This is a genomic window from Pseudomonas sp. GW821-FHT01D09 (assembly GCF_059422465.1).
On sequence record NZ_JBWKWY010000065.1, the window covers coordinates 1,951 to 4,937 of the forward strand.

The window sequence follows — 2,987 nt, forward strand, 5'->3', positions numbered from 1 at the left end:
GCTCTTAATTGAGTATGATCGAATTTTCGGCGAATGTTGTCTTCACAGTATAACCAGATTGCTTGGGGTTATATGGTCAAGTGAAGAAGCGCATACGGTGGATGCCTTGGCAGTCAGAGGCGATGAAAGACGTGGTAGCCTGCGAAAAGCTTCGGGGAGTCGGCAAACAGACTTTGATCCGGAGATGTCTGAATGGGGGAACCCAGCCATCATAAGATGGTTATCTTACGCTGAATACATAGGCGTAAGAGGCGAACCAGGGGAACTGAAACATCTAAGTACCCTGAGGAAAAGAAATCAACCGAGATTCCCTTAGTAGTGGCGAGCGAACGGGGACTAGCCCTTAAGTGGCTTTGAGATTAGCGGAACGCTCTGGAAAGTGCGGCCATAGTGGGTGATAGCCCTGTACGCGAAAATCTCTTAGTCATGAAATCGAGTAGGACGGAGCACGAGAAACTTTGTCTGAATATGGGGGGACCATCCTCCAAGGCTAAATACTACTGACTGACCGATAGTGAACTAGTACCGTGAGGGAAAGGCGAAAAGAACCCCGGAGAGGGGAGTGAAATAGATCCTGAAACCGTATGCGTACAAGCAGTGGGAGCCCACTTTGTTGGGTGACTGCGTACCTTTTGTATAATGGGTCAGCGACTTATTTTCAGTGGCGAGCTTAACCGAATAGGGGAGGCGTAGCGAAAGCGAGTCTTAATAGGGCGTCTAGTCGCTGGGAATAGACCCGAAACCGGGCGATCTATCCATGGGCAGGTTGAAGGTTGGGTAACACTAACTGGAGGACCGAACCGACTACCGTTGAAAAGTTAGCGGATGACCTGTGGATCGGAGTGAAAGGCTAATCAAGCTCGGAGATAGCTGGTTCTCCTCGAAAGCTATTTAGGTAGCGCCTCATGTATCACTGTAGGGGGTAGAGCACTGTTTCGGCTAGGGGGTCATCCCGACTTACCAAACCGATGCAAACTCCGAATACCTACAAGTGCCGAGCATGGGAGACACACGGCGGGTGCTAACGTCCGTCGTGAAAAGGGAAACAACCCAGACCGTCAGCTAAGGTCCCAAAGTTATGGTTAAGTGGGAAACGATGTGGGAAGGCTTAGACAGCTAGGAGGTTGGCTTAGAAGCAGCCACCCTTTAAAGAAAGCGTAATAGCTCACTAGTCGAGTCGGCCTGCGCGGAAGATGTAACGGGGCTCAAACCATACACCGAAGCTACGGGTATCACCCTCGGGTGATGCGGTAGAGGAGCGTTCTGTAAGCCTGTGAAGGTGAGTTGAGAAGCTTGCTGGAGGTATCAGAAGTGCGAATGCTGACATGAGTAACGACAATGGGTGTGAAAAACACCCACGCCGAAAGACCAAGGTTTCCTGCGCAACGTTAATCGACGCAGGGTTAGTCGGTCCCTAAGGCGAGGCTGAAAAGCGTAGTCGATGGAAAACAGGTTAATATTCCTGTACTTCTGGTTATTGCGATGGAGGGACGGAGAAGGCTAGGCCAGCTTGGCGTTGGTTGTCCAAGTTTAAGGTGGTAGGCTGGAATCTTAGGTAAATCCGGGATTCTAAGGCCGAGAGCTGATGACGAGTTACCCTCTGGGTGACGAAGTGGTTGATGCCATGCTTCCAAGAAAAGCTTCTAAGCTTCAGGTAACCAGGAACCGTACCCCAAACCGACACAGGTGGTTGGGTAGAGAATACCAAGGCGCTTGAGAGAACTCGGGTGAAGGAACTAGGCAAAATGGCACCGTAACTTCGGGAGAAGGTGCGCCGGTGAGGGTGAAGGACTTGCTCCGTAAGCTCATGCCGGTCGAAGATACCAGGCCGCTGCGACTGTTTATTAAAAACACAGCACTCTGCAAACACGAAAGTGGACGTATAGGGTGTGACGCCTGCCCGGTGCCGGAAGGTTAATTGATGGGGTTAGCTAACGCGAAGCTCTTGATCGAAGCCCCGGTAAACGGCGGCCGTAACTATAACGGTCCTAAGGTAGCGAAATTCCTTGTCGGGTAAGTTCCGACCTGCACGAATGGCGTAACGATGGCGGCGCTGTCTCCACCCGAGACTCAGTGAAATTGAAATCGCTGTGAAGATGCAGTGTATCCGCGGCTAGACGGAAAGACCCCGTGAACCTTTACTATAGCTTTGCACTGGACTTTGAATTTGCTTGTGTAGGATAGGTGGGAGGCTTTGAAGCGTGGACGCCAGTTCGCGTGGAGCCAACCTTGAAATACCACCCTGGCAACTTTGAGGTTCTAACTCAGGTCCGTTATCCGGATCGAGGACAGTGTATGGTGGGTAGTTTGACTGGGGCGGTCTCCTCCTAAAGAGTAACGGAGGAGTACGAAGGTGCGCTCAGACCGGTCGGAAATCGGTCGTAGAGTATAAAGGCAAAAGCGCGCTTGACTGCGAGACAGACACGTCGAGCAGGTACGAAAGTAGGTCTTAGTGATCCGGTGGTTCTGTATGGAAGGGCCATCGCTCAACGGATAAAAGGTACTCCGGGGATAACAGGCTGATACCGCCCAAGAGTTCATATCGACGGCGGTGTTTGGCACCTCGATGTCGGCTCATCACATCCTGGGGCTGAAGCCGGTCCCAAGGGTATGGCTGTTCGCCATTTAAAGTGGTACGCGAGCTGGGTTTAGAACGTCGTGAGACAGTTCGGTCCCTATCTGCCGTGGACGTTTGAGATTTGAGAGGGGCTGCTCCTAGTACGAGAGGACCGGAGTGGACGAACCTCTGGTGTTCCGGTTGTCACGCCAGTGGCATTGCCGGGTAGCTATGTTCGGAATAGATAACCGCTGAAAGCATCTAAGCGGGAAACTAGCCTCAAGATGAGATCTCACTGGAACCTTGAGTTCCCTGAAGGGCCGTCGAAGACTACGACGTTGATAGGTTGGGTGTGTAAGCGCTGTGAGGCGTTGAGCTAACCAATACTAATTGCCCGTGAGGCTTGACCATATAACACCCAAGCAATTTG

General features: G+C 51.8%; 1 rRNA gene. It reads left to right on the forward strand.

Going from position 1 to position 2,987, the window contains the following annotated elements:
- Positions 1-74 precede the first annotated feature (74 nt).
- A 23S ribosomal RNA gene (locus tag AC07W7_RS27050) occupies positions 75-2,968 on the forward strand.
- Positions 2,969-2,987 lie beyond the last annotated feature (19 nt).